This window comes from Roseixanthobacter liquoris, assembly GCF_043195135.2.
Lineage (GTDB): Bacteria > Pseudomonadota > Alphaproteobacteria > Rhizobiales > Xanthobacteraceae > NCEH01.
This window is the reverse complement of record NZ_JBAFWP020000002.1, coordinates 80175-104203: the sequence shown is the minus strand read 5'-3', so window position 1 is coordinate 104203 and position 24029 is coordinate 80175. Positions and strand designations below refer to the sequence as shown.

At 63.3% G+C, this 24029-nt stretch carries 26 protein-coding genes and 2 pseudogenes; 17 read left to right on the top strand and 11 right to left on the bottom strand.

Annotation, left to right across the window (positions count from 1 at the left end; all coding sequences use genetic code 11):
- The first annotated feature begins 192 nt into the window (after nt 1–192).
- The 5 genes from V5F84_RS22330 to V5F84_RS22310 all read left to right on the top strand — a co-directional run bounded on the left by V5F84_RS22330 (nt 193) and on the right by V5F84_RS22310 (nt 3348).
- Nucleotides 193–426: a TraC family protein gene (locus V5F84_RS22330; protein ID WP_394044487.1), complete on the top strand. Its 234-nt coding sequence runs from the start codon at nt 193–195 to the stop codon at nt 424–426.
- A gap of 49 nt (nt 427–475) precedes the next feature.
- Nucleotides 476–715, top strand: a complete 240-nt coding sequence (locus V5F84_RS22325) for a conjugal transfer protein TraD (RefSeq protein WP_394044489.1) — start codon at nt 476–478, stop codon at nt 713–715.
- Nucleotides 712–2619 (top strand): Ti-type conjugative transfer system protein TraG, encoded by a 1908-nt coding sequence (gene traG / locus V5F84_RS22320; protein WP_394044491.1) that lies wholly within the window; start codon nt 712–714, stop codon nt 2617–2619. Before V5F84_RS22325 ends, traG begins: the two co-directional genes overlap by 4 nt.
- Nucleotides 2620–2762: 143 nt before the next feature.
- A complete protein-coding gene (relB, locus tag V5F84_RS22315) occupies nt 2763–3062 on the top strand; it encodes a type II toxin-antitoxin system RelB family antitoxin (RefSeq protein WP_394044493.1) in 300 nt (99 codons plus the stop codon).
- Entirely contained in the window at nt 3049–3348 is a 300-nt protein-coding gene (locus V5F84_RS22310; protein ID WP_394044495.1) for a type II toxin-antitoxin system RelE/ParE family toxin, read from the top strand. Before relB ends, V5F84_RS22310 begins: the two co-directional genes overlap by 14 nt.
- A 54-nt stretch (nt 3349–3402) precedes the next feature.
- Here V5F84_RS22310 and V5F84_RS22305 read toward each other — a convergent pair whose 3' ends face one another.
- Nucleotides 3403–3591, bottom strand: a complete 189-nt coding sequence (locus tag V5F84_RS22305; protein WP_394044497.1) for a hypothetical protein — start codon at nt 3589–3591, stop codon at nt 3403–3405.
- Between the two features lie 441 nt (nt 3592–4032).
- On the opposite strand from V5F84_RS22305, the gene V5F84_RS22300 reads away from it, so the two are divergent.
- A complete protein-coding gene (locus tag V5F84_RS22300) occupies nt 4033–5226 on the top strand; it encodes a DUF1173 domain-containing protein (RefSeq protein WP_394044499.1) in 1194 nt (397 codons plus the stop codon).
- 88 nt (nt 5227–5314) lie between these two features.
- On the top strand, nt 5315–5578 hold the full coding sequence (locus V5F84_RS22295; protein WP_394044501.1) for a WGR domain-containing protein: 264 nt from the start codon (nt 5315–5317) through the stop codon (nt 5576–5578).
- Nucleotides 5579–5665: 87 nt separating this feature from the next.
- On the opposite strand, the gene V5F84_RS22290 is transcribed toward V5F84_RS22295, so the two are convergent.
- The 3 genes and pseudogenes from V5F84_RS22290 to V5F84_RS22280 all read right to left on the bottom strand — a co-directional run.
- Entirely contained in the window at nt 5666–5980 is a 315-nt protein-coding gene (locus tag V5F84_RS22290; protein ID WP_394044503.1) for a DUF736 domain-containing protein, read from the bottom strand.
- A gap of 626 nt (nt 5981–6606) precedes the next feature.
- Nucleotides 6607–6813: pseudogene (locus V5F84_RS22285) on the bottom strand (zincin-like metallopeptidase domain-containing protein); the annotation flags it as partial.
- A pseudogene (locus V5F84_RS22280) lies at nt 6809–8446 on the bottom strand (recombinase family protein); the annotation flags it as partial. The pseudogenes V5F84_RS22280 and V5F84_RS22285, both read right to left, overlap by 5 nt.
- Nucleotides 8447–8944: 498 nt before the next feature.
- Between V5F84_RS22280 and V5F84_RS22275 the strand changes: the two are divergent.
- The 10 genes from V5F84_RS22275 (at nt 8945) to V5F84_RS22230 (ending at nt 16567) form a co-directional block, all read left to right on the top strand.
- Entirely contained in the window at nt 8945–9634 is a 690-nt protein-coding gene (locus V5F84_RS22275; protein WP_394044505.1) for a hypothetical protein, read from the top strand.
- Nucleotides 9621–10214 (top strand): RES family NAD+ phosphorylase, encoded by a 594-nt coding sequence (locus V5F84_RS22270; protein WP_394044507.1) that lies wholly within the window; start codon nt 9621–9623, stop codon nt 10212–10214. Before V5F84_RS22275 ends, V5F84_RS22270 begins: the two co-directional genes overlap by 14 nt.
- Before the next feature lie 160 nt (nt 10215–10374).
- A complete protein-coding gene (locus V5F84_RS22265) occupies nt 10375–10746 on the top strand; it encodes an ArsR/SmtB family transcription factor (RefSeq protein ID WP_394044509.1) in 372 nt (123 codons plus the stop codon).
- Nucleotides 10739–11266 (top strand): arsenate reductase ArsC, encoded by a 528-nt coding sequence (locus tag V5F84_RS22260; RefSeq protein ID WP_394044511.1) that lies wholly within the window; start codon nt 10739–10741, stop codon nt 11264–11266. Before V5F84_RS22265 ends, V5F84_RS22260 begins: the two co-directional genes overlap by 8 nt.
- Nucleotides 11267–11274: 8 nt before the next feature.
- The gene (arsC, locus tag V5F84_RS22255; protein WP_394044513.1) at nt 11275–11700 is read left to right on the top strand and encodes an arsenate reductase (glutaredoxin); all 426 of its coding nucleotides are present in this window, start codon (nt 11275–11277) and stop codon (nt 11698–11700) included.
- Nucleotides 11701–11709: 9 nt separating this feature from the next.
- The gene (arsB, locus tag V5F84_RS22250) at nt 11710–12765 is read left to right on the top strand and encodes an ACR3 family arsenite efflux transporter (protein WP_394044515.1); all 1056 of its coding nucleotides are present in this window, start codon (nt 11710–11712) and stop codon (nt 12763–12765) included.
- Nucleotides 12765–13475: an arsenical resistance protein ArsH gene (gene arsH, locus V5F84_RS22245; RefSeq protein WP_394044517.1), complete on the top strand. Its 711-nt coding sequence runs from the start codon at nt 12765–12767 to the stop codon at nt 13473–13475. Before arsB ends, arsH begins: the two co-directional genes overlap by 1 nt.
- 70 nt (nt 13476–13545) lie before the next feature.
- Nucleotides 13546–13866, top strand: a complete 321-nt coding sequence (locus V5F84_RS22240; RefSeq protein ID WP_394044519.1) for an ArsR/SmtB family transcription factor — start codon at nt 13546–13548, stop codon at nt 13864–13866.
- A 44-nt stretch (nt 13867–13910) separates the two neighbouring features.
- Nucleotides 13911–15305, top strand: coding sequence for an FAD-dependent oxidoreductase (locus V5F84_RS22235; protein ID WP_394044521.1), 1395 nt, complete (start codon nt 13911–13913; stop codon nt 15303–15305).
- Nucleotides 15302–16567: an MFS transporter gene (locus V5F84_RS22230; protein WP_394044523.1), complete on the top strand. Its 1266-nt coding sequence runs from the start codon at nt 15302–15304 to the stop codon at nt 16565–16567. The genes V5F84_RS22235 and V5F84_RS22230 overlap by 4 nt, the downstream gene beginning before the upstream one ends.
- A gap of 244 nt (nt 16568–16811) precedes the next feature.
- Here the strand turns inward: V5F84_RS22230 and istB are convergent, their stop codons facing one another.
- From istB to V5F84_RS22195, 7 genes are all read right to left on the bottom strand, one after another.
- Nucleotides 16812–17567: an IS21-like element ISPve1 family helper ATPase IstB gene (istB, locus tag V5F84_RS22225; protein ID WP_394016433.1), complete on the bottom strand. Its 756-nt coding sequence runs from the start codon at nt 17565–17567 to the stop codon at nt 16812–16814.
- On the bottom strand, nt 17564–19051 hold the full coding sequence (gene istA, locus V5F84_RS22220; RefSeq protein ID WP_394046890.1) for an IS21 family transposase: 1488 nt from the start codon (nt 19049–19051) through the stop codon (nt 17564–17566). Before istA ends, istB begins: the two co-directional genes overlap by 4 nt.
- Before the next feature lie 185 nt (nt 19052–19236).
- On the bottom strand, nt 19237–19569 hold the full coding sequence (locus tag V5F84_RS22215; protein WP_394016416.1) for a hypothetical protein: 333 nt from the start codon (nt 19567–19569) through the stop codon (nt 19237–19239).
- 434 nt (nt 19570–20003) lie between these two features.
- Nucleotides 20004–20945 (bottom strand): NAD(P)-dependent oxidoreductase, encoded by a 942-nt coding sequence (locus tag V5F84_RS22210; RefSeq protein ID WP_394016415.1) that lies wholly within the window; start codon nt 20943–20945, stop codon nt 20004–20006.
- Entirely contained in the window at nt 20945–21277 is a 333-nt protein-coding gene (locus V5F84_RS22205) for a putative quinol monooxygenase (RefSeq protein WP_394016414.1), read from the bottom strand. The genes V5F84_RS22210 and V5F84_RS22205 overlap by 1 nt, the downstream gene beginning before the upstream one ends.
- Before the next feature lie 116 nt (nt 21278–21393).
- Nucleotides 21394–22755 (bottom strand): NAD(P)H-dependent oxidoreductase, encoded by a 1362-nt coding sequence (locus tag V5F84_RS22200; RefSeq protein ID WP_394016413.1) that lies wholly within the window; start codon nt 22753–22755, stop codon nt 21394–21396.
- Nucleotides 22756–22907: 152 nt separating this feature from the next.
- The gene (locus V5F84_RS22195) at nt 22908–23828 is read right to left on the bottom strand and encodes a LysR substrate-binding domain-containing protein (protein ID WP_394016412.1); all 921 of its coding nucleotides are present in this window, start codon (nt 23826–23828) and stop codon (nt 22908–22910) included.
- Nucleotides 23829–24029: the final 201 nt, after the last annotated feature.

Here is a 24029-nt window from a genome sequence, read left to right as displayed (position 1 = left end):
CTAGCGACGTATATTGCGCCCTCAAACAGATCGGACCGCAGGGCCGATGCCGCTTTAAACGGCCAGCCCTGCAGGGGACCGGCCGCCAGTGAGCCGTTTGGCTCACCAACAATCTAGCCTATTTAACTGATTTATATAAGTCGATATAATCGACCTGTGCCGACCTAATTCCAGGTGAGGTGAGGTCTCTTAATGCGCGTAAAATCGTCACTTTCCGAGATCGATGCCCAGATTGAGAGGCTGCGGGAACGCAGGAAAACTCTGGTCGTTAAAGCGGGCGAGCGTTTCGCCCGGGCCGCCGCGAAGGCCGGCCTGGTGGAGATGGAGATCCCCGACGAGCAGCTCGATGCGATCTGCGAGGAGATCGCCGCCCGATTTCGCAAGACCGCCAAAGGCAAGGCGCCCACCGGACCGTCAGCCCCTTGAGCGGATCGATCAGGAGCTGGCCCGGCTCGAGCGACGACGCAGGGCCATCATGAGCGAGGCACGCAAGCGTGAGGCGCGGCAGAAGTTCCTGCTGGGCGGGCTGGTGGTGCGCGCCGGACTGGCTGAGGCTGACCGGGCATTCCTGCTCGGCGCGCTGATCGAGGCGAGCCGCTTCGTGGCCGGTTCCGATCATCATGAACGGCTGAAGGCGATCGGGTTGGAGGCGTTCAGGCGGCGGCCGATGGAGGACCTGGAGGTGCCGGATCAAGAAGACGGGGAACGGCCATGAAGGGACGACTGCACCCAGTGCTGCTCCTCGTTCTCGTCCCGATGGTCGTCACGGCTGCGGCCGTCTTCATCACCAGCTGGCGATGGCAAGGCCTCGCCATCGGCATGTCGGGCAAGATCGCCTATTGGTTCCTACGCGCGGCGCCGCTCCCTGCCCTGCTGTTCGGCCCCCTCGCCGGGCTCGTGACCGTCTGGGCTCTACCAATGCATCGGCGCCGCCCAATTGCCATGGTCACGCTCCTCTGCTTTCTCGGGGTGGCCGGCTTCTACGCCCTGCGCGAATATGAACGCCTCGCGCCCTTCATCGAGAGCGGGACGGTTACGTGGGACCGTGCCCTTTCGTACCTTGATGCCTTGGCCGTCGCAGGCGCCATTGTCGGATTCCTCATCGTGGCCACGGCGGCACGGATCTCCGTCGTCGTCCCCGCTCCGATCAGGCGCGCGAAGCGGGCGACCTTCGGAGACGCGGACTGGCTGCCCATGTCGGCGGCCGCGCGGCTGTTCCCTGCAGATGGCGAGATCGTGGTCGGTGAGCGCTATCGCGTGGACCGGGAGATCGTCCATGAGTTGCCGTTCGACCCCGCGGACCGCTCGACCTGGGGCCAGGGCGGCCGCGCTCCGCTCCTGACCTACAAGCAGGATTTCGATAGCACCCACATGCTGTTCTTTGCGGGATCGGGCGGCTTCAAGACCACGAGCAACGTCGTCCCAACGGCACTGCGCTATTCCGGTCCGCTGATCTGCCTCGACCCCTCGACCGAGGTCGCGCCGATGGTGCGGGAGCATCGCATGCGCGCGCTCGGTCGCGAGGTGATGGTGCTCGATCCCGCTAATCCGATCGGCGGATTCAACGTGCTCGACGGCATCGAGGCGTCGCAGAAAAAGGAGGAGGACATCGTCGGTATCGCGCACATGCTGCTGTCCGAGAGCGCACGCTTTGAATCCTCGACCGGCGCCTATTTCCAGAACCAGGCGCACAACCTCCTGACCGGGCTGCTGGCGCACGTGATGCTCTCGCCGGAATATGCCGGCCGCCGCACTCTGCGCAGCCTGCGCCAGATCGTTTCCGAACCGGAGCCGTCCGTGCTTGCCATGCTCCGGGACATCCAGGAACATTCCGGCTCGACCTTCATCCGCGAGACGCTCGGCGTCTTCACCAACATGACCGAGCAGACCTTCTCGGGCGTCTATTCCACCGCATCGAAAGACACCCAATGGCTCTCGCTCGACAATTACGCCGCCCTCGTCTGCGGCAATGCCTTTAAGTCGCGCGACATCGTCTCCGGCAAGAAGGACGTCTTCCTGAACATCCCGGCGTCGATCCTTAGGTCCTATCCCGGGATCGGCCGGGTGATCATCGGCTCGCTGATCAACGCCATGGTGCAGGCCGATGGCGCCTTCTCCTCCAGAACCCTCTTCATGCTCGATGAGGTGGACCTGCTGGGCTACATGCGCGTGCTGGAGGAGGCCCGTGACCGCGGTCGCAAGTATGGCATCACGCTGATGATGATGTACCAATCCGTCGGCCAGCTCGAGCAGCATTTCGGCAAGGCCGGCGCGACCTCATGGATCGATGGCTGCGCCTTCGCCTCCTATGCCGCGATCAAGGCGCTCGAGACCGCCCGCAACGTCTCGGCGCAGTGCGGGGAGATGACGGTCGAGGTTCAGGGCCGATCACGCAACGTGGGCTGGAGCAGCTCGAGCAATAGTAGCCGCAACTCGGAAAGCATCAGCTTCCAACGACGGCCGCTCATCATGCCCCACGAGATCACCCAGTCGATGCGCAAGGACGAGCAAATTATCATCGTGCAGGGGCGGAGCCCCATCCGCTGCGGGCGCGCAATCTATTTCCGGCGAAAGGACATGGCCGATCAGGCCAAGGCCAATCGTTTCGTCAAGGTGTGATCCATCGCCTGCGAGCTTTTCTTCTCAGGGGATGCCCCTCGTGCCGACGACGCGGGGCAAGGAAGGATCCGCCCTAGTCGCCAATCGGCCTTGAATGTATCTCAAATGAGAGACATAATGCTTCCAACATAGGAGAGTCGGAAATGGCCGCTCAAACCTCGATGCTCCATATCCGCGTAGACGACAAGCTGAAGGCCGACGCGACCGAGAAGCTGGCCAGCTTCGGCCTGACGGTTTCCGATGCCGTCCGGATTCTGCTCACACGCGTCGTAAAAGAGGGCGCGCTGCCGGCGGGCCTGACCACGGATCCGGAAGCGCATGACGCGTGGTTTCGGGCCAAGGTGCGAGAAGCCTTGGACGACACCCGGCCGTCGGTGCCGCACCAGCAGGTGATGGATGAGACACAGGCGCTGATCGATAGGAAGCGCCGTGCCAAGACTTGAATGGCGAGAGGACGCACGCGCCGATCTTCTGGCGATTATCGATTTCATTTCCGACGACAACCCCGATGCCGCCCAACGGCTGAAGGATGACATAGAGGCGAAGGCGGCAAAGTTGCCTGAGCATCCGAGGCTCTACCGCCCCGGCCGCGTCGACGGCACGCGGGAGATGGTCGTGCGATCAAACTACGTGGTCGTGTACGTGGAGAATGCCCACGCCATCTCCATTTTGCGCGTCCTGCATGCGGCCCAGCAATGGCCGCCAGTGCAGGAGGACCAGGAGATCTGATTGCCGGAGCGCATGTTCGACAAGGACGGCGGACGCCGCCAGGAAAGAACTGCCTCATGGCAACTCCTCCTCGGCGACGCGGCAGGCGAGTTCGGCGCGGGCGGTTTCCAGTTCGACCTCGATCTCGCGGTGCTCGCCGGCATCGACGGCGTTCCGCAGTTCGGCGCGCAGTTCCTCGATGTGCTGTTCCAGGGTCATCGTCATCTCCTCGATGTTTTTGTGAAAGATGACGACGGCGGTCATGGCGGGTGGGCACGGGTCAAAACCCGCGTTGGCGGCCAGCTTGCTGGCGCGCGGAGGAACCGATTTTCCTGCGCCGCGGGAAAATTGGAGGGGCCGCGCGGTTTTGAGGCGTGCCCACCCGCCATGGCAGGCTTGGACATTCTGAGCAGACAGGGTGGGTATTCCGGGTGCGCGGCAGCAGCAGGCACAGCCTGTCCTCTTCCCGCCGGCAGGCGGGCTGTTGCGCAAGGGATCGTCACGCCAAAAGGCGCGAAGACTGCCCGCAGGCTTCGTGGAGCCGGGCATCCGGCGGAATAGAGCCCGGTCCGGCCAGCCGGATGCGCCCGCCAGGCTTCTTGCTACGGCGGACACCATCGTTCTGGAACCCTATCGGGTTTGTGGTCGTCGCGAGCGCGCTTATACTGACTGCTCTGAGGCGATTAAACGAAGGTGCATCGATCGATGCGGCAGTTCAGGATTGGTGAACGGACCTTCGATGAGGGCGCGCCGGAGCTTCAATCCGCGCTCGAGCGGGCCTATGAGCGCAAGCAGCGGCCGCACTGCCTGTGCCGCGAGGCGCCCACCGCGATGTATATCGCGCGGAGCGACGGACAGTTCCTGGTCAAGCGCATGCCGCTGACGGGCCGCGATCACGACCCCTCCTGCCCGTCCTACGAACCGCCCTACGAGCTTTCGGGGCTCGGCCCCCTCATCGGCAATGCGATCCAGATCGACGAGGCGACCGGGACCGCCGTTCTCAAGCTCGATTTCTCGCTGACGAAGCGTGGCAGCCGGTCCGCACCGGCATCCCCATCGGAGACATCCGACACGGTGCGGAACGAGGCCAAGAAGCTCTCGCTGCGCGCCGTTCTGCACTATCTCTGGGATGCCGCCGAGCTGACGGAATGGACATCGCTATGGGCCGGAAAGCGCGGCTGGGGCAAGGTGCGCGCGAGCGTGATGAATGCCGCAAGAGAAATGTCGGTGCGTGGTGGTCCGCTCGGCGACATTCTGTTCGTGCCGGAGATGTTCCACGCCGACGACAAGGCTGCGATCGCGGCGCGGCGATCGCGGGCTCTATCCGGCGCTCAGGCGCCGGACAACGGCCCGCAGAAACTGATGTTGCTGGTCGGCGAGGTGAAGGAATTCCCGGAAGCTCGCAGCGGCCGAAAGGTTGTGATCAAGCACCTGCCGGATTTCCCTCTGATGCTGGAGGAGGCGGCCTGGCGCCGGTTGAACAAGCGCTACGAATCCGAGCTGGAGCTCTGGGACGCGAACGAGGAGACGCACGTCGTCGCGGTCGCGACATTCGGGATTTCAAGCGCCGGCGTTCCAGCCATCAATGAGATCGCCCTGATGGTGGTGACGGAGAACTGGATTCCCTTCGAGAGCGCCCACGAGCTGCAGTTGCTCTCGCGCCTGGCAGGCATGCGGCGCAAGAGTGTGAAGGGATTGCGCTTCAACCTCAGCCGGGATCAGCCGGTCGTGTGCGTGACGCTCCCTGAGGGGCGCCCGTCGCCTGTCGCAATGTACATCGTCCCTGCCGGCGCCGACGAAGACTATGATCGCATGCTGGCGGAGATGATCGACGCTCGGCCCGAGATGACACCCTGGGTCTGGCGCACGGCTGACGGCGACATGCCACCCATGCCTTGAGGCGGTCATCACGGGAATGAATCGGTCCCGCCGGATCGATTCATGGAAGTCGTTGGACGCGCCTTCCCTGGGACGCGAGACTCGCCCCATGGAAAGTACGGCACCAGGCCCGCTGCACCTCCGCCGCATCGATCCCGCGCGGAACATGCGGCGGTTCTACACGCTCTCGCTCCAGCCGACCCTGTTCGGCGGCACCTCGGTCGTCCGCAGCTGGGGCCGGATCGGCGCCGGCGGCCAGTCCATGATCGAGACCTTCGATGAGCCCGATGCCGCGTGCACAGCGCTGTCGCGGCTTGAGCGCTCGAAGCGGCGCAGGGGCTATCGCGAGCCAGATGTCACCGGAGGAGATTGACCGCGGCGAAGACCCCTGGCGCCGCGCTCTGCTCGCGGCCGAAGGAAGAAGGGCTCCGCCTGCCGGCGGAGCCCTGTCGGTTCGCGGTCAGTCCCGGTTCGGCCGGGACCAGATGAGCTGCAGACCTTCCTCGCCCTCCACCTCGATCAGGGTGGCGTAGATCGGGGCCGGAAACGACGGGTCATCCAGCTTGACCGAGAGGTAGTCCCGCTCCGTGTCCCGGGCCGTCTTCTGCCAGGCTGCGCCCAGCTCGACATTCGCGCCGGCGAAGATGCGGAAGTGGGGGCCCTTGTCGGACGGGTTCTCGATGCGGACCAGCTTGGCCTTGACGTTGAGGGTCAGAGTGCGGATCGAGCCGGTGAAGCCGTTGGGGGTGGAGGTGAAGGTGCCGATGGTCGCCATTGTCTTGATCCCTTGGTGTCTCGGGTCGCGCCCATCGCGACCTCGATGGCGGTCGATGGATCGGAGGCGATCGGCCCGCACCCCTTGGGGCTGGAACGCAGTGGAAGACGGCAGGCGGCGGCTTTTTTGTCTCGCGATGCAAAGCCGAAGGCGGCGGAAAAAAGCCGGCGACGGACGTTGCGGGAATAAGATCGAGAGTGAGCGAAGCGAGATCGCCCTTCGGTCAGACCAGCTCCTTCGAGGTGCGTTGGGCGCGCCCTGCTGAAGACACAGGAGATGAAGGACGAGGCCGCTGCCATGGCTCATTCTTCCGGGAGCAACGGCCCCTGTTCGCGCTCGCTTGACGTGGCCCGGCCGGGACCGAGCACGCAGGGAGCCGACACGCCGCGCGGCGCACGGACATCTTCTCCGGTCGGGGCCGAGCACAGGCCCGCGAGGGAGATCGGGACGACGGCGGCGACACTGCGTGGATGGCGCCCCTTATACACGGCCCTGTCCGATGCTCTGCGGCGAAGGAGGCTGCCACCTCGAGCCCGGCTTAGGGAGATGCGACAGTCGGAGTCAGCGCGTCCGGCCGGATGGAGGACAGCTCATCGCCATCCCCCAGGAGCCTGGAGGACCGCGTGTCAGGCAGCCTCACAGTCCGTCTGGGACCGTGGTTGCAGGCCGTGCAGATAGGCGACGGCGCGCTGTGCGTGTGCGGCCGCCTGGAAGATCGCCCTCTTGTCGTCGGCGAGGATCTTCAACCAGCTCGCCAGGTAGGCGGCGTGGTCGGGTCGCGGTTCCAGCTCGGGGACAATTCCGAGATCGGCGCAGAGGAGCGCCGAGCCAATTCGGATTGAAACTGCGAACGCCGATTCCCGCAGTTTCCACTCCATAGCTTCCTCCGGACGCCACGAGCGTCTGGAGGAGCCTTGGCTTCGACCCCTTGATACGAATTTCGTCCGTTCCGACCTCCACCCGCTGCACAAGCGCCTGGAGGTGATGGCGTCGGAAGCCACCGTCCTTCGACCTGATCTGTGCCCGCGCGTCAGCGGCGAATCGCCGGAGCAAGTCGGGCGTGATCTGATGGTCCGTTCCCTCACCACGGTTTTCGGCCCGATCCGCATCGGCGCGCGCCGAATCGCGAATCCGCTTCAATTCCGTGATTCGTCCCTTGAGGTTGGCATCGTCCAGCTCCGCGAGACCCTCCTCGATAGCGCGATACAGCCTGGTCAGCTTCGCCTCCGCGTCAGCCGCCTGCTTTCTCAACTCGACGATTCGGCCCTTCAGCTTTTCAGCGTGCGCCTCGCGACGCCTCAAGAGCCCCGCGAGCAGCTCTTCCAGATGGTCCGGGTCGAGGAGTCGCTCCTCAAGGTGTGACACAACGGCGGTATCCAGCTCGTCCATTGCCATCGTCCGCCCCTTGCAGCCCGTCTTGCCCTGACGGGCCGTCGTGCAGCAGGTGTAGTAGCGATACTGATTTCCCTTGCCCGAGGTGCGCAGCGTCATCGCGCCGCCGCAGTCCGCGCAGAAGGATACGCCACCCAAGAGCGTACCGGCCGCGACGAAACGCGGTGCCCGAAGCTGCGGGCTGCGCGAACGCATCACCGCCTGGACTTCGGCAAACTCGTCCTCCTCGATGATCGGCTCAACCGCCACGTCGACGATCTCATCCTCGGACTTCTGCTCGCCCTTGCGCTTGCCAGAGACGTTGAACCGATGACGGCCGATATAGGTCTCGCGGGTCAGAATCTGATGCACCGCACCAACGCCCCAGCGTCCTCCTGTCTGGGTCCGAATGCCACGCTCATTCAGGTAGTCGGCAATCTGCCGAGACCCCATCGGACCATCGTCAATGCCTGTGCGGGCCAGCCTGAACATCAGGCGTACCGTGTCCACCTGTGCCGGATCAGGCTCAATCTTCTTTTTTGTACGCATGCCGCGCAGCTCGGCCGCTACGATGCGATAGCCGAAGGGCGGACGCGATCCGTTCCAGTATCCCTGCCGGGCATTCTCGCGCATGGCGCGAAGCGTATGCTTGGCGTTTTCCTTCGACTGATACTCATCGAACAGCGCCATGATCTGGCGCATCATCACGCTCATCGGATCATCGCCGAGATCCTGCGTGATGGACGTCAGGCGGATGCCATTCTTCGCCAGCCGCCGCACATAAAATTCGAGCTGAAACTGATCTCGAAAGAAGCGCGAGAAGGAATGGACGATGATGAAATCGAACGGCGGCGGCTTTTGCGCGCCTGCGTCCATCATCTTCTGGAACCCAGGGCGACGATCATCCGTCGCCGTTGCCCCCGGCTCGAGGAACTCGGCGACGACTTCGATCCCCTTTGCCTGGCAGTAAGCCTGAAGCTGGCGCCGCTGGTCGGGAATGGACAGGTCATTCTCGGCCTGCCGGCCCGTGGAGACCCTGAGATAGAGCGCGGCACGCCCTGGCGACGCCAAGGCGGGGGTCGCTTTGGCGTTCATGCGATACCTCCGTTCAAACGCTTAGTTCTTTGAGCCCAACAGCTCGTCGAGGAGCGGCCCGAAGTGGGCCTCAAACACATCCAATTCAGCCTCGGTGACAGGAATTCGCTCCGGCCAATCGTCCGTGATCTTGAGCTGCCGAGGGCTGGTGAGACGACGCTTCGCACGCCGCCGAGGCTCAGGCGCCGGCGCGTAGTCGAAGAAATCGATGATGTCCGCAGATGCGGAGACATTTGGCTTGACAGACATGCGCCAAGAATTGCACGAAAAGTCGAATATTTCACTGATTTCAGTTCCTTATTCGACATTCCTGCATCGTCAAATCGGCGGCGTCCGGCGCCTGTCGGCGAGAATGGCGCGTCATGGCGGATCATAGAGAAGCGCAAATTCGCGCAATCGGCGGGATCGCTCCCCCGCATGACAACAGCAATTGAATTTTCCGTTTTCATGAGTTATATGTAACAGAACAAATGAACCTTTCCAAGGGAATCCTTGCTCATGGCCGCCCCGATCTCTGTTGGAAGTCAGCGCCGCCGCAGCCGCGCCAGCCATTTTGCGGAAACACCTGCCGCACCCGTTCCGGCACGTTCACGGCGGGGCGAGCCGGGGCCGAGCGATGATCTCGTTGCGGCTTTCGTTCTCCGAACCGGCCGGGCGCTCGCCCGTATCGCCGAGCGCATGCCGCGAGAACGGCTTCTTGATGCCGTCGGCGCTTCCACCGATACCGATGTCCTCTTCCGTTCGCTGCGCGACGCGGTCGCCATCGGCGCGGAGATCACGCCCGACGAGCCCGATCCCCTGACCGAAGCCCTGCTGCGGGGCTCGGAGATGAAGCGCGACATGCTGAAGGCCGAAGGCGGCGCGCTTTCCGCGCAACAGCTCGCCGAGCATCTTGGCATCACGCCTCAAGGCCTTGGCCGGAAGCGGGAGCGCAATCACGTCTTCTGGCTCGATGTCGGCGACGGGTATGTCTATCCCGCCTTCCAGATCGGCAAGAACGGCCTGTTGCGTGGCATCAGAGAGGTGCTGGACGCCTTCCAGATCGATGAGCCGTGGATGCGCGTCAATTTCATGCTAACAGGTGATCTGCGGCTGGATGGACGCCGACCGATCGACCTCCTTCGCGAAGGCAAGATCGACGAGGTTATCGAGGCGGCAGCGGCTTACGGCGAACATGGCGCGGCCTAAATCCGTCCCGCTGCCCCCCGCCGATTTTAGCAGCCGCGATCTACCCCTTGAGACCATAGCGTCCGGTTCACGGCTCGTTCGGATTCACCGGAGCGAGCTCGACCCGATCTACTTCGGAGCGAGCGCGCGGAATCGCTTTGACGATCCGGCAAAGACCTACGGCGTCGGCTACTTTTCGATGAGCGAGGAAGGCGCTTTCGCCGAAACCTGCCTTCGTGCGGTCGGGACACGCTTCGTTCAACTATCCTTCCTAGAGGCGCGTTCGTTCAGCGACATCGAGATCAGAAAACCGATCCAGCTCGTGAGCCTGCATGGTCCGGGCCTCGCACAGCTTGGCGCGACCGGCGCCGTCAGCAGCGGGCTGCATCCACCAGCACGCCAATGGTCCAAAGCGATCCACGATCATCCCGCGAAGCCTGACGGCATCGCCTATCGCTCCAATCACGACAATGGCGAGCTGTGCATCGCCCTGTTCGAGCAAAGCCGCCGAAGCCTACACGCCCATCCGTCACAGCCGATCATGGCCGATCGCAGTAGGCTGGCGAGCCTCCTCGCGCGCTACAAAATGGGGTTGGGCTGACCGATCCGTACCTCAGCCGAGCATCTATGGCGGAGGGCTGAGCCATACCCACGCCACCCCTACCACGCGCCGCCCAGCTCGATGCCTCCCACCAGCCTTAGATTCACATGACAATTCGCCTCTGCTAGACATTCTTCCATATATCGACTAGTCTCGACATATGGAATCAGAACAAGCCATTCTCGCTTTCGCGGCGCTCGCTCAGTCGACCCGGCTCGACGTCTTTCGGCTGCTTATCGCCCATGAACCGGAAGGGCTGCCGGCCGGGGACATCGCGCGGCACATGGCCGTGCCCCATAACACCATGTCGACACATCTCGCGGTCTTGACGCGCGCCGGGCTGATCGAAGCCGAAAGGCAAAGCCGGTCGATCATCTACCGGGCGAAGCTCGACGCCGTGCGGGAACTTGCCGGCTACCTCGTCAAGGATTGCTGCGGTGGCCGGCCCGAGATCTGCGCGCCGCTGATCGCCGACCTCACGCCCAGCTGCATACCCCAAAATGGAGCCGTCAAGGAGGCCGCCCATGACTGATCGCATCTATAATGTCCTCTTCCTCTGCACCGGGAATTCGGCACGCTCGATCCTCGCGGAGAGCATTCTCAACCAGGATGGCGGCGGTCGCTTCCGCGCCTTCTCCGCCGGCAGCCAGCCGAAGGGGACCGTCAATCCATTCGCGCTGAAGGTGTTGGAGAGCTTCGACTATCCGGCTGAGGGCTTTCGCTCGAAGGGCTGGGAGGAGTTTGCAGCCGCCGATGCACCCGTGATGGATTTCGTGTTCACCGTTTGCGACAACGCCGCCGGCGAAGCATGCCCGGTATGGCCCGGCCAGCCGATGACCGCCCATTGGGGGATCGAGGACCCCGCCGCGGTCGAAGGCACGGATATCCAGAAGGAAGCCGCGTTCGTCGCTGCGCTCCGCTATCTCAGGAATCGGATTTCGGTCTTCGCGGCTTTGCCGGTCGCAAGCCTCGACAAGGCGTCGCTCAGGGCAAAGCTCATTGAGATCGGACAATCCGAAGAGGCCACGTCGCCCCGCCACAGTGCGGCGTGAGATCGACCATGGATGTCATCGTCTATCACAACCCTGACTGCGGAACCTCCCGCAACACGCTGGCGCTGATCCGCAATGCCGGCGTCGAGCCGCACGTCATCGAATATCTCAAGACACCGCCGTCGCGCACGATGCTGGTCCAGCTCATCGCGCGGATGGGGATTTCCGCGCGCGAACTGCTACGGGAAAAGGGAACGCCCTATGCCAAACTCGGCCTTGGCGATCCGAGCCTGACCGACGATGAGCTTCTCGACGCCATGCTCACGCATCCAGCCCTGATCAATCGCCCGATCGTCGTTAGCCCCAAGGGTGTGAAGCTCTGCCGGCCGTCCGAAGAGGTTCTCGATCTGCTGCCGCCTCAATTGGGCGAGTTCATCAAGGAAGACGGCGAGCGCGTCATCGACGAGCACGGCCGCCGCGTCGCGACGGCTTGAGGAATATTCATGTCAACCTTTGAACGCTATCTGACCCTTTGGGTTGCCTTGTGCATCGTTGCTGGCATCGCGCTCGGGCACATCATGCCTGGCGCATTTCAAGCGATCGGCGCGGCCGAGATTTCCAAGGTAAATCTACCGGTCGCCGTGCTGATTTGGCTGATGGTTATCCCGATGCTGCTGAAGATCGATTTCGCCGCACTCGGCGAAGTCGGCCGTCATTGGCGCGGCATCGGCGTCACTCTGTTCATCAATTGGGCGATCAAGCCGTTTTCGATGGCGCTGCTAGGCTGGCTCTTCATCGGCTACCTGTTCCGGCCATACCTTCCGGCAAGCCAGATCGACAGCTATATCGCCGGCCTGATCATTCTCGCCGCCGCGCCCTGCACGGCCATGGTGTTCGTGTGGTCGAACCTGACCAAGGGCGAGCCGCATTTTACACTGAGCCAGGTAGCACTCAACGATGCCATCATGGTCGTGGCCTTCGCGCCAATCGTCGGCCTGTTGCTTGGTCTATCGGCGATCACCGTGCCGTGGGGCACGCTGGTCCTCTCGGTAGTGCTCTATATCGTCATTCCGGTGATCATCGCGCAGTTTCTCCGGCGAAGATTGCTGGCGACGGGCGGACAAGTCGCGCTCGACCGGCTACTGGCCAAGCTTGGACCGGTTTCGCTCATCGCGCTGCTGGCGACGTTGGTGCTGCTGTTCGGTTTTCAGGGCGAGCAGATCATCGCGCAGCCACTGGTGATCGCGCTTCTCGCTGTTCCGATCTTGATCCAGGTCTATTTCAACGCCGGACTGGCCTATATCCTCAACCGGATTGCGGGTGAGCAGCATTGTGTGGCCGGACCGTCGGCGCTGATCGGCGCGTCTAACTTCTTCGAACTGGCGGTAGCCGCCGCGATCAGCCTGTTCGGCTTCCACTCAGGGGCTGCGCTCGCGACCGTCGTCGGCGTCCTGATCGAAGTTCCGGTGATGCTTACAGTCGTGTGGCTCGTGAATCGCTCGAAGGGCTGGTACGAGCGTGGCGACAAGGTCGCGGCGATTGCTGAGGCCCACCGTTGATGCCGAACGACCTCACCAATGTCGTTTTCGATAGCCTCGACGTGCCGACAATCGACCGGCTGCGCGCACCCCCCTCGACGCATCCGCCGCGTATCCTTTTGCTCTATGGATCGCTGCGCGAACGCTCCTACAGCCGGTTCCTGACGCTGGAGGCCGAACGTCTGCTCAAGCACTTCGGCGCGGAAACCCGCATCTTCGATCCGCACGGCCTGCCGCTACCGGACGGCGCCGCGATCGACCATCCGAAGGTGCGAGAATTGCGCGAGTTGTCAGCCTGGTCCGAGGGTCAAGTCTGGACCAGCCCGGAGCGGCATGGCGCCATGAGCGGCGTGATGAAGGCGCAGATCGACTGGATACCACTCTCGGTCGGCGCGATACGGCCGACGCAGGGGCGGACACTAGCTGTCATGCAGGTCTCCGGTGGCTCGCAGAGCTTTAACGCCGTCAATCAGCTTCGCGTGCTTGGCCGCTGGATGCGCATGGTGACAATCCCCAACCAGTCGTCCGTCGCGAAGGCTTACGAGGAGTTCGACGAGGCGGGACGGATGAAGCCGTCCTCCTATTACGATCGCGTGGTCGATGTGATGGAGGAACTGGTCAAGTTCACGCTGCTAACCCGCGACGTCTCCCCTTATCTCACCGACCGCTATAGCGAGCGCAAGGAAGCAGCCGAGAAGCTGTCCGAGCGCGTGAGGCTCTCTGCGATCTGACGCAACGACTATTTCAACGATCATCGAAATAGCCGTTGACCATTAGCCTGTCGGGCGATACCTTATTTCCATGAACATCGAACAAGCAGCAAAACAGCTTGAATCGCTCGGCAATCCGACACGGCTTCAGGTCTATCGAATGCTTGTGCGGGCCGGCGATGGCGGACTGCCGGTCGGCAGTTTGCAGGAGAAGCTCGGGATTGCTGCCTCGACGCTTTCGCATCACCTGCACCGATTGATCCTGACCGGCCTGGTCACGCAAGAGCGTCAGGCGACCACACTGATCTGCCGCGCCAACTATCCGGCCATGGACAGCCTTGTCGGCTTCCTCGCGGACGAATGCTGTGTCGATGCGCCCTGTGCCGCGAGCGAGGGAGAGGCTGCCGCCTAATCTCTTTTTTGCCCCGTATTTCGATAATCCCGGAAGGATGGAATATGACAAAGCAAGCTCTGGAATGCCTCCCGATAGCCGTGATAGGTGGCGGACCCGTCGGTCTGGCTGCCGCAGCGCATCTCGTCACGCGGGGCCTGCCCGTCAAAGTCTATGAAGCCGGGGATGCCGTCGGCGCCAATATGCGCGACTGGCGCCATGTCAGGGTTTTCACACCCTGGCGATACTGTGTCGACCCCGCAGCGACCAAGTTTCTTGAACACCAGGGCTGGCACCTGCCGGAACCCGATGCCTTCCCAACCGGCGGCGAGATCGTCACCAAGTACCTTGAACCGCTGGCCGCAACGCCTGAGCTTGCCGGCGTGATCGAGAGCGGCGCTCGCGTCGCCGCGATTTCCCGGCTCGGTCTCGACAAGGTGGTCAGCCGCGAACGCGAGGAAAAGCCCTTCGTCCTGTCAATCAAGACGGCGGCGGGATCTCGTCGCGATCTCGCCCGCGCCGTCATCGACGCCTCCGGCACATGGACGAACCCCAACCCGCTCGGCGCCAGCGGATTGCCGGCCGATGGAGAGGCTGAGTTCGGCGACCGGATCGCCTACGGCATTCCCGACGTCCTCGGGCGACATCGGGACATCTATGCGGGAGCCACGACGCTGGTGGTCGGTGCCGGCCACTCCGCCGCCAACGCCCTGCTCGATCTCACGCACCTGGCGGAGACGGACTCTGCGACGACAGCCATATGGGTAACCCGCAGCACCAACCTCATCCGCATCTATGGCGGCGGTGATGCCGATCAGTTGCCGGCTCGCGGCGAGCTTGGCGCCGAAACAAGGGAACTGGTCGAAAGCGGTCGCGTGCCGCTCGTTTCAGGTTTCGCGATCCTTGGCCTGCGCGAGGAAGGTGGTCGGATCATCATCGAAGGCGAGACGGCCGAAGGGCGGAAGACGATTGGTCCCGTCGACCGGATCATTGCGGCAACCGGCCAGCGGCCGGACCTATCCATGACCCGCGAACTCCGTCTTGATCTCGATCCTTGGCTTGAAAGCACCAAAGCACTCGGGCCGCTGATCGATCCGAATGAGCACTCCTGCGGCTCGGTGCCACCGCATGGCCATCGAGAACTCGCACATCTGGAGCCGGGCTTCTACACCGTCGGCATCAAGAGCTATGGCCGCGCCCCGACCTTCCTCCTGTTGACCGGATATGAGCAGGTCCGCTCGATCGCCGCCGCCCTCGCAGGCGATATGGTGGCAGCGGACAATGTTCAACTCGTGCTTCCGGAGACTGGTGTCTGCACCACGACATTCTCCGTCGAAGGCCGCGAGGCGGCAGGCTGCTGCGGCGGCGCAGCACCAATCGGAGTCGACGCCTGTTGCTTCGCTGATGCTCTCGCCAAGGATGAAGAGAAATCAGGATGCGGCTGCGGGGTCGCGGCGTGAGCGCTTCGGCCACTAAAGCACTTCCATTGAATGACGGGGCGCCTGCTCTGCGTACCATCATCCCGATCCTCGGCGTGACGCAGATCCTCGCCTGGGGCTCATCCTATTATCTGCTTGCGGTGCTGGCCAAGCCGATCGCCGGCGATACGGGCTGGCCTCTGGCATGGGTCGTGGGTGGGCTATCGCTTGGGCTGCTCGTCGCCGGCATCATCTCGCCGCGCGTTGGGGACAGCATCCAACGCCTCGGCGGTCGTCTTGTCCTGGCGACAAGCGCCGTCTTCCTCGCCCTTGGACTGATCGGTCTAGCGCTTTCGCCGAATCTGCCGATCTACATCGCCTCATGGCTTGTGCTCGGCGTCGGGATGGGCGCCGGCCTCTACGATGCGGCATTCGCCACGCTTGGCCGACTCTATGGCCAGCGTGCCCGCACGGCCATCACGACGCTGACCTTGTTCGGCGGTTTCGCCAGCACGGTTTGCTGGCCGCTCTCCGCATACTTCGTTTCCGAGTTCGGCTGGCGGGCTACCTGCCTGATCTATGCTGCTATCCATCTGGCGGTCCTGCTGCCGCTCTATGTCTTCGCGCTTCCGAGGGAGCCGCGACAGAACATAGCACCTGTGAAAGACGAGGATCGCGACACCGACATCCACCGGCCGGTGCCCCGAGAATCGAAGTTGCTGTTCGCCTTGATCGCGCTCGTCATCATGATCAGTTCGATGATCTCCGCGCTGCTCTCCGTCCACCTGCTGACCATCCTGCAGGCGCGTGACATCGCACTTGCCGCGGCGGTGGCGCTCGGCGCGATCGTCGGGCCGGCGCAAGTCGGCGCACGAACGATCGAGATGATGATCAGCCGGTTTCACCATCCGATATGGACCAAGTTCGCCTCAACGGTCTTCGTCGCGATCGGCGTTGGGCTGCTCTGGCTGGGACTGCCGATCGTGGCGGCGGCGCTCATTTTCTATGGCGCCGGCATCGGCATCGAGTCGATCGCGCGCGGCACGCTGCCGCTCGCGGTGTTCGGGGAACGGCATTATCCTGCGATCATGGGCCGCATCGCGATGCCGAGCCTTATTGGGCAGGCCGTTTCGCCATCCGTCGGAGCCATGTTGATCGATGGGCTAGGCGCGAACCACGCGCTGGCCGTGCTCTTTACGGTCGCCATCGCCAACGTACTGCTCGTCTCGGCGCTCTCCATACTGTTAAAGCGTCACCGCCACCCACAAGCGAATCCGGCAACGGATCATGCGACTAGCAGCTAGGCTTCGACGAGTCCGAACGCTCACGCTGTCCCCGTTTGCAGTATTCCACCTACCAGTCTGACTGTAGATTTATGATCTGGATCAGGCTGTCAACGGCGGCGCAAAAGTCGACCACGGCGGCGGAGCAAAACCAGGCCAGTTGGTGAGGATGTGCGCCATGGCGCGCGCGCTTCCCACATAGCTGGCGCGTGCCATGGCGCGCTGGCCCGTCAGGGCCAGTAGTTGTAAGATGCCTGGATCTTGATCAGCGCCGCTTGCGGGCAGTGCTGTTGGCGAGGCGGTAACTTTCGCCGTTCATCTCGAGGATGCTGACGTGGTGGGTCAATCGGTCGAGCAGTGCGCCGGTCAGGCGCTCCGAGCCGAATGTCTCGGTCCATTCATCGAAGGGCAGATTGCTTGTGATGAGGGTCGATCCGCGCTCATAGCGCTGCGAGATCAGTTCGAACAGCAACTCGGCACCCGTTTTCGACAGGGGCACGAAGCCGAGCTCGTCGATGATGAGAAGCTTGTAACCGGCCATCTGCTTCTGGAAGCGCAGCAGGCGGCGCTCATCGCGGGCCTCCATCATCTCGCTGACCAGCGCTGCGGCGGTGGTGAAGCCAACCGAGAGGCCCTTCTGACAAGCGGCCCGCCCGATGCCGAGGGCGACATGGGTCTTGCCGGTGCCGGACGGGCCGAGGGCAATGACATTCTCGCGCCGTTCGATCCATTCGCACCGGGCCAGTTCCAGCACCTGCATCTTGTTCAGCTTCGGAATGGCCGCAAAGTCGAAGCTGTCCAGGCTTTTGACGGCCGGGAACTTCGCGGCCTTGATGCGCCGCTCGACCATTCGCCTTTCCCGGTCGATCAGTTCGAGTTCGACAAGCCGTGCCAGGTATCGGACATGGTCCAGCCCTTCCGCCGCGCATTGGCGGGCCAGCTTTTGATGTTCGCGCAGGAAGGTCGGCAGCTTCAGCGCTTTGAGGTGATGGGCGAGCAGGATTTCCGGGGCATCACTCATGCCGCATCATCCGACAGCAGCCGCATGTAAGACCCGGCCTTGGTCTTCTCGACCATCGCCTTCGGCAGGTAGGGATAGCAGTCGAGGTCCAGTCGCGGCGGACGACGCTCCACCCGGCACAGGAGAAGATGCTTCACCGCATCGAAGCTGAGCGCCCCCATCCGAAGAGCCTGGAGCACTGCCGCCCGCACGTCCGCCAGATCGAAGGCCTCCAACAGCCGCAGGACCTGAACATATTCGCGCCGACCCTGTCGGTTCATCCGCACCTCCATCAGGCGGCGCAAGGTGGCGAACTCCTCCGGCAGGTCCCAGCCCTGTAACGGGGCGGCTTGATCCAACGCATTGATCTTCTGCTCGATCAGCGGGAGGTAATGGATCGGGTTGAAGACCAGTTCGTCGCGATCCCAGCATCGGGGATGGCGGGCGATCACCTCGCCCCGGCAGCCAATCACCACCTCATGGATATAGCCCCGGATCCAGACATCCTGGTGGCCGTATGCAACCGGCACCGAGTAGTCGTTGGTCTTGTAGCGCACCAGAGATTGCGACGAGACCCGGCCGTTGTCCTGATCGCAGGCATCGAACGGCGCCGCCGGGAGGGCGCGCATCGCAGCAAGGTCACGCTGCAATCTCTCACCGATCGTCTCGCTTTCGCCGCGCAGGACTGCGCGCTGACGCTTGCGGCACTGCTCCTCCAGCCACAGATTGAACGCGTCCCAAGTGGCGAACTCCGGTAGCGGCACCATGAAGTTGCGCCGAGAGTAGCCCACCAGGCCTTCGACATTCCCCTTGTCGTTGCCCTTGCCCGGCCGGCCATAGCGATCCCGGATCAGGTAGTGCGACAGGAACCCGCTGAACAGCGAGGCACGCTTTCTGGTTCCATCCGGCAGGATCTTCGCCACCAGGCACCGGTCGTTGTCGTAGAGCACAGACTGGGGAACCGCACCGAAGAACGCGAAGGCATGGATATGGCCATCCACCCAGGCCTCGGCCACCGCTGCAGGATAACCCCGGACGTAACAGCCATCGCTGTGCGGGAGGTCCAGCACGAAGAAGTGTGCCTTCTGCTCGACCCCGCCGATCCGGACCAGGGCTTCGCCGAAGTCGGCCTGAGCGTGGCCCGGCGGATGCGACAGCGGCACGAACACCTCCTGGCCACGTCGCTCACGTTCCCGGATGTAATCCTTGATGATCGTATAGCCGCCGGTGAAGCCACACTCATCGCGAAGCCGGTCGAACACCCGCTTCGCCGTATGCCGCTGCTTGCGTGGCATGATCCGGTCAGCCTCCAACCACCCCTCGATGATCGGGATAAACGGATCGAGCTTCGGGCGGCGGACTTCGACCGTTCGACGGTAGCCGGGCGGAACCGAAAACGACATCATCTTCCGAACCGTGTCCCGCGACACATTAAACACCCGTGCCGCTTCCCGCTGGCTCATGCCCTCCGCACAAGCCTGACGAACTCTCAGATATAGCTCCACGCTGTAAATCCCCACGCCCTCCCTGCTGCCGCAGAAAGGGAAAACTGGACGACTTTTAAGCCGCCCGCAGCCGCATCATGCCGCCGCTACCGTGGACGAATTTCGCACCGCCGTTCTCAATTCGGATAGATGCCAGTATCGTGAACGCTCAGTGGGAGCGGCGAAAGGACAATCGAACGATTTGGCTAACTGGGCTCGCTTGCCTCGCCAACGTTTGTGAACCACTCGGCATAGACCGTCGTCCTGGCCATCTTGCGATTCAGGTCGGGCGCACCGTCGGTCCACCAAACAGGTCCCCGTTCGCCTAGACTGCGTTTGGCCTCGTCGACGGCCGCGCCTGCCCTCGCCAGGGCCTCCGGATCGCCCGCCCGGCGGGCGAACCCGACCGCTCGGCGGGCCGCCATCAGGTCTCGCACCAACTCCTGCCGACGGCCGTTCGGCAACCCTGGGTCCGCCATGCGCCAGAGCCGGCCACGCACGACGAAATAGCGCCCGTCCGGGGTGACCGGGTATCTCATCGGCGGCATGCGGAAGGGTCGCTCGGAACGCGTACCGCACCTCGCAATAGGGGATCGCAGCGTCGCGCCAGGACAGAAGCTGATCGAGCCACTTGCGTTTCCTTGAACGCTTGTAGCGCAGGTGGCGCATACCGCTCTAGTGGTTAGAATGTGACGCTTGGTACCCTGTGCGAATGGCAGTACACGACCCAACTCGGAAATCCAGCAGGTCCGCTCTCCGGCATCCTGATCCGGGTGACCGTCCTGGTCGGAAGCTGCGTGTCCGCTTTGGTGACGGTGCCACCAAACGGCGGCCCAACACACGCCTTCGGAAGGCCGGCTTGCCGGCAGACTGATCAGCCCAGACCACTGCGTCTGGCCGGCTCAGGCACTCCCCAGGCCCACAGCGACTGAGATGGCGCTAGGGGGGTGCAAGGAGGGAGGCTGCAGAAGGGCTACGTCGACTGCCTCATGCTGGGTTCCTGATTGCATCCAGCTTCCTCGACGCCGATCGCGAGCAGACGGTTGCGGCGCCAGACCTCGCGGATAATGCCGCTATGATCCAGGTCTCCATCCCCGTGCGAGACCATGTCGCCGAACAAGCGGTCCACTAGCGAGAGTACCGGGAGCGAGAGGCCAAGGGTTGCGGCATGTGCTAGCGCAGTAGAGGTGTCCTTGACCTGGTACTTTGCTGGTCCGCCGGGTTCGAAGTCGCGGGTCGCCATCCGCAGCGCATGCTGCTTGAGGATGGTCGAATCGGCAAAACCTCCCAACAACGCCTCTCGAACCTTCGCCGGTTCGGCTCCCCCACGCTCGGCCAGGGTCAACGCTTCTGCCATGGCGACTATGGTAGTGGCGACAATCGACTGGTTCACGAGCTTTGCGAGCTGCCCAGTGCCGACCGGCCCCACGCGCGTGGGTCGACCCATGGCAGAGAGTACGGGCCTGGAAGCTTCGAATGCCTCCTCGCTGCCACCGACCATGATAGCAAGTGACCCCGCGATGGCGCCCTTCTCGCCGCCCGAGACTGGCGCATCGAGGTATTGGATTCCGCGTTCGGCAGCTGTGATGGCTTGGCGTTGAGCAGTCTCGACAGGGATCGAACTCATGACCACGAGCGTGCTGCCCGGCTCCATCGCGGCGAGCACGCCGTTGGGACCCATCAGAACCGCGTCACAGACCGGCCCCGAGCTCAACGCACAAATGACCGCTGCTGCTCTGAAGCTTGCCTCCGCCGGTTCATTCACGACTGTCACGTCTTCGACGGCGAGAGCATCAGCTTTCGCGCGTGAGCGGTTCCAGGCACGGACCAAGTATCCGGCCCTGCCGAGGTTCCGGGCCATAGGCGCGCCCATGATACCGGTGCCGACGAAGCCGATGGTAGCTCCCGGCGAGATCACTGCACGGTCTCCGAGCCGCAGAGACGGGCGAGGAAGCGGACCGGCCGCTCCTTGGCGACAATGGCGGGCATGCCCTCGCGGAACCGCGCCAGATGAGGGGTTCTGAGGTGAGCGTCGAACGCCTGCTGGTCGTCGTAAACTTCATAAAACACCACAGTCTCGGGGTCGTCCTGCGCCACGGACACATCGAACAGCTGGCATCCCGGCTCGTGCTGGACAGACGATTTCGCATCGTCAGCAGCAAGCGCGAGAAAGGCGTCCAACTTGCCGGGCTTGACCTTGAATTCCGCGATCACGACGAAAGACTGGGAGCGCTTGAGATCTGACATATCTGCACCGATCGAGGCCGGCCCGTCCGGCCCGACGATTGACGTCCGAGTAGAGCGAAGCGCCGACCGGACGGGCCGGGCGGCGCACGCGAGCTATGCTGGGCTTCGAGATACGGTTAGGCAGCCTTCCTGGCGTGAGCAGGACGCGCCGCGTCCTCCATCTGGCGCCGGAGCGCCACGACATCGAGATCGTTCTCGATCTCCACGTCATCGAAGCTGACGATCTGATCCTTCGCGACCGGACGCTTCAGCTTGACGTTGTGAGCGAGCCCTATCGGCAGGGCCCCGAGAGAGAGGCTTCTCGTGGCCGGGATAGCGTTAGCCCAAACAGCGTAGCCGCCTTCGCCGTCCAGCATCTCTCCTGCTTCTAGATCCCGCTTCGCGGTGGCAACGGCATCTCCGCGGAACTCCTTGGATGAGCCGGTTGGCTCATGACGCAACACGGCGGAGAGCACGCTGATGCTGGTCTCAAGCCCGATCATGTGGAAGGGGCGCCACATGGAGCCGTACCAACCCGAAGGGTCCGTCAGAAGGCCGTACTGTCTGAAGCAGTCGCGCGTGTACTCGCTGGTCGCCTTAAAGGTGACAAATACGCCGTAGCGGATGTTGTTGAACACCTCCCGTCCGTCCGGCTCCTGGCTTGCTGCGATGTCGACGAGACCGCTCCTGGGCAGGCGCCCGCCGTCTGAGACGGGCCTGAACACGCGGGCAAGATCGTTGAGCCCAGTCGGTGGGAACGCCAGGCCGTCGTCCGGGCAGTCGAGCCCCGTGCCGTTCGCGACCGCCGCCATCTCGATCGCCGCCTTTGTTCCGTCTGTGAAGGAGTTGTACATCTTAGGATTGAAGTCGCCCTTTGCGACCTCCTCCTCGGACCACCCGAAAAAGTCCCAGACGGTGTCGGGGGTGGAGTAGCGGTAGCGAGGCTCGAAATTCATACCCTTGCCCGCCGAGGTCAGCTCGAAGCCGCAGGACCGGGCCCAGTCGACCAACTCACAGATGATTGCGGGCTGATCGCCGTAGGCCATCGAGTACACGACACCCTTCTGCCGCGCCTTCTCGGCAAGCAACGGGCCGCACAGCACGTCCGCCTCGACGTTGACCATCACCACGTGCTTGCCGGCCTCTATGGCCGTGAGGCCGTGACGAATTCCGGCAATCGGGTGCCCAGTCGCCTCTATGATGCACTCGACCTCCGGGAAGGCGGCGAGGGCATTGGCGTCATCTAGCACACAGGTCCGTCCGGTCTTGACGGCGTCACCGAGCGAAGGCGCCGAGTATCGCTCCTCCGGCCAGCCGACGCGCGAGAGGGAGGCCTTCGCACGCCCGACATTCGAGTCCGCTACGCCGACGACGTGCATGCCCTCGATACGTTGCGCCTGGGCAAGCACCATGGAACCAAACTTGCCGGCACCGATCAACCCGACCCGTACCGGCTGTCCGCGTGACGCGCGCTGCGCGAGCAACATGTGAAGATTCATCAGTTTTCTCCGAGAGCGGCAGACTCCCGAGGCGGGGCCCGGCCAAGTGGGACGCCACCCGAGACCCACCGGAAAAGCGGAACCAAGGTCACTACCCTACGGAGGCTAGGATTGAGGTTCGTGAAGCACAATCCAGATTTACGTTTTCACAATTAAGTGCAGCTAAAGCTTCCCGCCGTTCCGTCCCGCTCGGCGAGCCAGCTGTCCCGTTCCGCGCGAAGCCAGTTCAGGAACGCTTTCACCTTTCCGTGTCTCAGATATTCGTGAGGACACGTCACCCAGTGGGTAGCCAGCGTAACGGCCGGCGGTTCGGCCACAGGGCAGACGAGCCGGCCTTGCTTAAGCTCCCGCCACATCATGAGGTCGCTCTCTAGGGCGATTCCGAGACCGCCCGCCGCGGCGTCGATTGCCATGTGCGTGCGGTCAAACAGGACCCGTCGCCATCGCTCCTCCGGCGGCACTCCGGCGAGCGCGAACCAATGCTGCCACTGTATCTGTGACTTTACCGAATGAATGAGGCGATGACGGACCAGGTCGGCCGCGTCGAGGCTCCCCGATGGTGCGAGCGACGGTGCGCAGACCGGAAAGAAGCGTTCCGTTGCTATGGGTTCAACAAACAAACCGGGCCACTGACCGGCCCCGTGTCGGATTTCAACGTCAACACTCTCTTTTCGGAAGTCGGTAGGCTCATTCGTGCCGTCCAGCCTCAACTCTATCTCGGGGTAAGCCTGGACGAAGGACGCCAATCTCGGGAGCAGCCATTTAGCCAACAGGCTGGGCGTACCGCGCACGATCAGGGTTGTGACCGACCGGAAACCCTGGATGCGCTGGGTGGCCTCCGTGATGCGCTCGATCTCTCCGCCTATCATGTCGAAGTAGCGGTTTCCCGCTTCGGTCAGCACGACGTTGCGCCCCGACCTGGCCACGAGCGCGGTCCCGAGGCAGACCTCCAGGGATTGAACCTGCTGGCTCACTGCGGATGGCGTAACACCCAGTTGCTCCGCGGCACGAGTGATGCTGCCAAGGCGGGCTACGGAGTGGAAGACGCTGATGGCTCTGAAGGGCACGTGCATCGCGAGAGTTTAGCTGGGCTATACAAAAGCGCAAACAATCTGAATTGTGCTTCACGAACCGGCTTTCTAGTCTCGTTCGCAATCAAGTGGGCTCGGCGGAAAGCCGGGCCCGGAAGGGGGGAAGGAGCCGGCGCAGCCGTCCGAAGCCGGCGGGCTTAGTCTGGCACCTGACTGCACCACGCGTCACGGACCCGCGCAACG

Bases quoted from the DNA above. Each gene is read 5' to 3' on its own strand.
- V5F84_RS22330 (WP_394044487.1), top strand. From the start codon at position 193: ATGCGCGTAAAATCGTCACTTTCCGAGATCGATGCCCAGATTGAGAGG.
- V5F84_RS22325 (WP_394044489.1), top strand. From the start codon at position 476: ATGAGCGAGGCACGCAAGCGTGAGGCGCGGCAGAAGTTCCTGCTGGGC.
- traG (WP_394044491.1), top strand. From the start codon at position 712: ATGAAGGGACGACTGCACCCAGTGCTGCTCCTCGTTCTCGTCCCGATG.
- relB (WP_394044493.1), top strand. From the start codon at position 2,763: ATGGCCGCTCAAACCTCGATGCTCCATATCCGCGTAGACGACAAGCTG.
- V5F84_RS22305 (WP_394044497.1), bottom strand. From the start codon at position 3,591: ATGACCGCCGTCGTCATCTTTCACAAAAACATCGAGGAGATGACGATG.
- V5F84_RS22300 (WP_394044499.1), top strand. From the start codon at position 4,033: ATGCGGCAGTTCAGGATTGGTGAACGGACCTTCGATGAGGGCGCGCCG.
- V5F84_RS22295 (WP_394044501.1), top strand. From the start codon at position 5,315: ATGGAAAGTACGGCACCAGGCCCGCTGCACCTCCGCCGCATCGATCCC.
- V5F84_RS22290 (WP_394044503.1), bottom strand. From the start codon at position 5,980: ATGGCGACCATCGGCACCTTCACCTCCACCCCCAACGGCTTCACCGGC.
- V5F84_RS22275 (WP_394044505.1), top strand. From the start codon at position 8,945: ATGGCCGCCCCGATCTCTGTTGGAAGTCAGCGCCGCCGCAGCCGCGCC.
- V5F84_RS22270 (WP_394044507.1), top strand. From the start codon at position 9,621: ATGGCGCGGCCTAAATCCGTCCCGCTGCCCCCCGCCGATTTTAGCAGC.
- V5F84_RS22265 (WP_394044509.1), top strand. From the start codon at position 10,375: ATGGAATCAGAACAAGCCATTCTCGCTTTCGCGGCGCTCGCTCAGTCG.
- V5F84_RS22260 (WP_394044511.1), top strand. From the start codon at position 10,739: ATGACTGATCGCATCTATAATGTCCTCTTCCTCTGCACCGGGAATTCG.
- arsC (WP_394044513.1), top strand. From the start codon at position 11,275: ATGGATGTCATCGTCTATCACAACCCTGACTGCGGAACCTCCCGCAAC.
- arsB (WP_394044515.1), top strand. From the start codon at position 11,710: ATGTCAACCTTTGAACGCTATCTGACCCTTTGGGTTGCCTTGTGCATC.
- arsH (WP_394044517.1), top strand. From the start codon at position 12,765: ATGCCGAACGACCTCACCAATGTCGTTTTCGATAGCCTCGACGTGCCG.
- V5F84_RS22240 (WP_394044519.1), top strand. From the start codon at position 13,546: ATGAACATCGAACAAGCAGCAAAACAGCTTGAATCGCTCGGCAATCCG.
- V5F84_RS22235 (WP_394044521.1), top strand. From the start codon at position 13,911: ATGACAAAGCAAGCTCTGGAATGCCTCCCGATAGCCGTGATAGGTGGC.
- istB (WP_394016433.1), bottom strand. From the start codon at position 17,567: ATGAGTGATGCCCCGGAAATCCTGCTCGCCCATCACCTCAAAGCGCTG.
- V5F84_RS22215 (WP_394016416.1), bottom strand. From the start codon at position 19,569: ATGAGATACCCGGTCACCCCGGACGGGCGCTATTTCGTCGTGCGTGGC.
- V5F84_RS22205 (WP_394016414.1), bottom strand. From the start codon at position 21,277: ATGTCAGATCTCAAGCGCTCCCAGTCTTTCGTCGTGATCGCGGAATTC.
- V5F84_RS22200 (WP_394016413.1), bottom strand. From the start codon at position 22,755: ATGAATCTTCACATGTTGCTCGCGCAGCGCGCGTCACGCGGACAGCCG.
- V5F84_RS22195 (WP_394016412.1), bottom strand. From the start codon at position 23,828: ATGCACGTGCCCTTCAGAGCCATCAGCGTCTTCCACTCCGTAGCCCGC.